3 protein-coding genes are annotated in these 2,826 nt (G+C 49.6%); 1 reads left to right on the top strand and 2 read right to left on the bottom strand.

The annotated features are described in order from the left end of the window. Positions 1 to 308 (top strand): FAD-dependent thymidylate synthase (locus H6F50_RS04475; RefSeq protein WP_190426765.1); only part of this gene is annotated, 308 nt, incomplete at its 5' end. A gap of 24 nt (positions 309 to 332) precedes the next feature. On the opposite strand, the gene H6F50_RS04480 is transcribed toward H6F50_RS04475, so the two are convergent. Further along, positions 333 to 1,832, bottom strand: coding sequence for an NAD(P)/FAD-dependent oxidoreductase (locus H6F50_RS04480; protein WP_190426767.1), 1,500 nt, complete (start codon positions 1,830 to 1,832; stop codon positions 333 to 335). A 97-nt stretch (positions 1,833 to 1,929) separates the two neighbouring features. Further along, positions 1,930 to 2,826 (bottom strand): threonine-phosphate decarboxylase (locus H6F50_RS04485; RefSeq protein ID WP_190426770.1); only part of this gene is annotated, 897 nt, incomplete at its 5' end.

Below are 2,826 nucleotides of genomic sequence, written 5' to 3' on the forward strand. Positions count from 1 at the left end.
AGGAACAACGTCAGGCTGATTTGCAATGGTGCGAAGACGCCTGCAAACATTATAAAAAACGCATAGATGAAGGACTTTCAGAAGAACACGCTAGAGGAATTATTCCTTTTGATGCCAGACAGCATTTTGTGCTGAGTTGTAATGTGCGATCGCTCATGCATCTTTTAGACTTGAGATGGAAAAAAGATGCCCAATTAGAGGCGCAAAAGTTTTGCGAGTTGCTCTGGGTTCATTTTGAACAATGGACTCCGGCGATCGCTCAATGGTATTTGGAAAACCGAGCAAAAAAGGCAAAATTAGCTCCATAGCTTGCCAAAATAAACTTTATATGGTTACGAAGACCATGACCGCCTGAAGTTAAAAAAGCCTTCTAAGAAGTCTTGCAAACGGGTATTTTTCTGAAATCGTTGTTGGTGCCACTCGTTAGCAGTTTGTTGAATAATTTCTGATAGGGTGGGAGAAATGGCAGGCAGTTGGCTGAGAGCATCCACTTTTATTTTCTGTCGCATAGCGAGAGCGATCGCTCCCATTAACTCACCCGCTTCCATCCCTACTAGCGTTGCGCCCAGAATTTCTCCATTTCGACGCACCAAAATTTTACAAAATCCCGTGATTTCGCCCAATATCTGGGCTGCTGCTACTGCCTTGAAATATTGCCGCAACACTAAGACATCTTTACCGTACTGGCGTCTTGCTTGCGCCTCGGTTAAGCCAACCCGCCCCAGCATCGGTTCCGAAAAAACACCTGTAGGAATGGCGCGATAGTCTACTTTGAAAATGGGTGCAAACAAGGCATTTTTGAGGGCAATGCTGGCTTCGTACCGAGCAATGTGGGCAGCTTGATAACCCCCAGCAACGTCACCACAAGCGTAAATACGGGGATTCGTTGTTTGCAGTTTCTCGTTCAACTCCATCCCACGCCGATTCATCTTGACGCCAACGCCTTCCAAGTTTAAAGCTGTGACATTCGGTTGCGGTCGAGTACATAGCACAATTTCATCGGCTTCAATCGCTTTGTTGCCAACGAGAACCCACTTTTTGCCGTCAATTTGTTTGACTTGCGTCACCTCTGTTTGAGTCAGGACGCGGACGCCCTCAATTTCTAGCTGTGCTTGCACCACTCTCGCCGCTTCTGGGTCTTCTTTCGGCAGAATGTGGGAACTGCGTACCACCAGGGTGACATCAGCGCCCAACCGAGATAAAGTCTGCGCCAGTTCGGTGCCAGATGCGCCACCGCCAATAACCACCCAGCAGGGGCGAGGAGATGCGTCTACAGCTATCTGTTCGGGGGATTGCTGCCAAATATCTATCGGCGTCCGATAGCCAGTAGCTTCGAGTCCGTCAATTGCTGCAATCCCCGGACGAGAACTCGTGGCAATCAGGTAGGCACGCGATCGCAATCTCCGTCCATTGACGACAAAAGCGAGGTAAGGTTTACGGCAAAATTCACCTTCACTAACAATGACATCAACACCCAAAGAAGCCAAAATCGCTGGTGAATGTTGTTCTTCTAAGGTGGAGACGACGCCATCCGCCCACTGGATTGCCTCAGTCAATCGCACCCCTGGAACGGGTTGCTGTTCTGTAGAATCAGCCAGATCCCAGGGAATACCGAATCGATTGAAGTCACTTTGCGGGTGAATCACTCGCCTAACCTGAGTCAAAGCTTTGGTATAGAGAGACCCTAACTGTAAGGACGATTGCCAGCGTCCCTCAGGAGGCGGCTGGGGTTCGACTAAGGCGACGCGGGCTTGCAGGTTGGCAGCCGCAATTGCGGCATGACGCCCTGCCTCCGTGCCGCCTATTACGACTAAGTCGTACTCAACTGCCATGATTGGTTCTTTGTCAGTTGTTAATTGCTGATTGCTAATGGTTTATTGCTAATGGCTAATCGGAAAAAATGAACAATTAGCCATTAACGATTAGCCATTACAAAATTGCTGCTAGACCGTCGATTAGGCGCTGGTTATCAACTTCGGAACGCACGGCGACTCGGAAATAGCGATCGCCCAATTCTGGGAAGCTCAAGCAGTCACGAATCAGAATTTTACTCTGCTTGAGAAGTTTTTCCTGGACTTGCGAACTGGGTTGTTCTGACTCAACCAGCAAAAAGTTAGCAGCACCCGGTAGCGGTTGCAATCCCGGTATTTGCTCCAAACCTTGAAACAGGTGGGACTTTGCCGGTTCCAACCAATCCCAGGTTTGCTGTTGAAATTGTGTATCCTTTACCACAGCGACACCAGCGGCAGCGGCTAAGGTATTGACGGGCCAAGGATCGCGCCATTGTTGCCAGCGACGCAGACGGTCTGGGTGAGCGATCGCATAACCTAAGCGCAGCCCTGGCAGACTGTAGAACTTGGTGAGCGATCGCAGAATCACCAAATTCGGGTATTCTTGCACCACTGGAATTAGGCTTTGCTGCTGGGAAGGCGGCAGAAAATCCATAAAGGCTTCGTCCATCACCACCAGCGCAAATTTCTCCAGATAAGGTATTAGAGTCTCCCGCAAAAACATCTGACCCGTGGGATTGTGCGGATTATTCACCAGTAGACCAAGGGGATTTTGGATTTTGGATTTTGGATTTTGGATTGGGAATCGTAAATCCAAAATCGAAGATCGAAAATCGGAAAGCGGGCACTCATGTACGTTGGCGCTAAACGTCCGGAGTGCCCGCCAGTAATCGCCGAATGCTGGTGTCACCAGACACGTTCTTGTCAGTTCTGATAAATCCCAACTTGCCCAGGTTAGTAACTCTGCCGAGCCGTTCCCAGGCAGAATCCAGTCTGGCGGGAGTTGGTGCAGCTGACCCAGAGACACCCGCAACTC

This window comes from Coleofasciculus sp. FACHB-712 (assembly GCF_014695635.1).
Taxonomy (GTDB): domain Bacteria; phylum Cyanobacteriota; class Cyanobacteriia; order Cyanobacteriales; family FACHB-T130; genus FACHB-T130.

What these genes read in the sequence shown, in the direction of transcription:
- H6F50_RS04480 (WP_190426767.1), bottom strand. Translation starts at nt 1,832, where the DNA reads ATGGCAGTTGAGTACGACTTAGTCGTAATAGGCGGCACGGAGGCAGGG.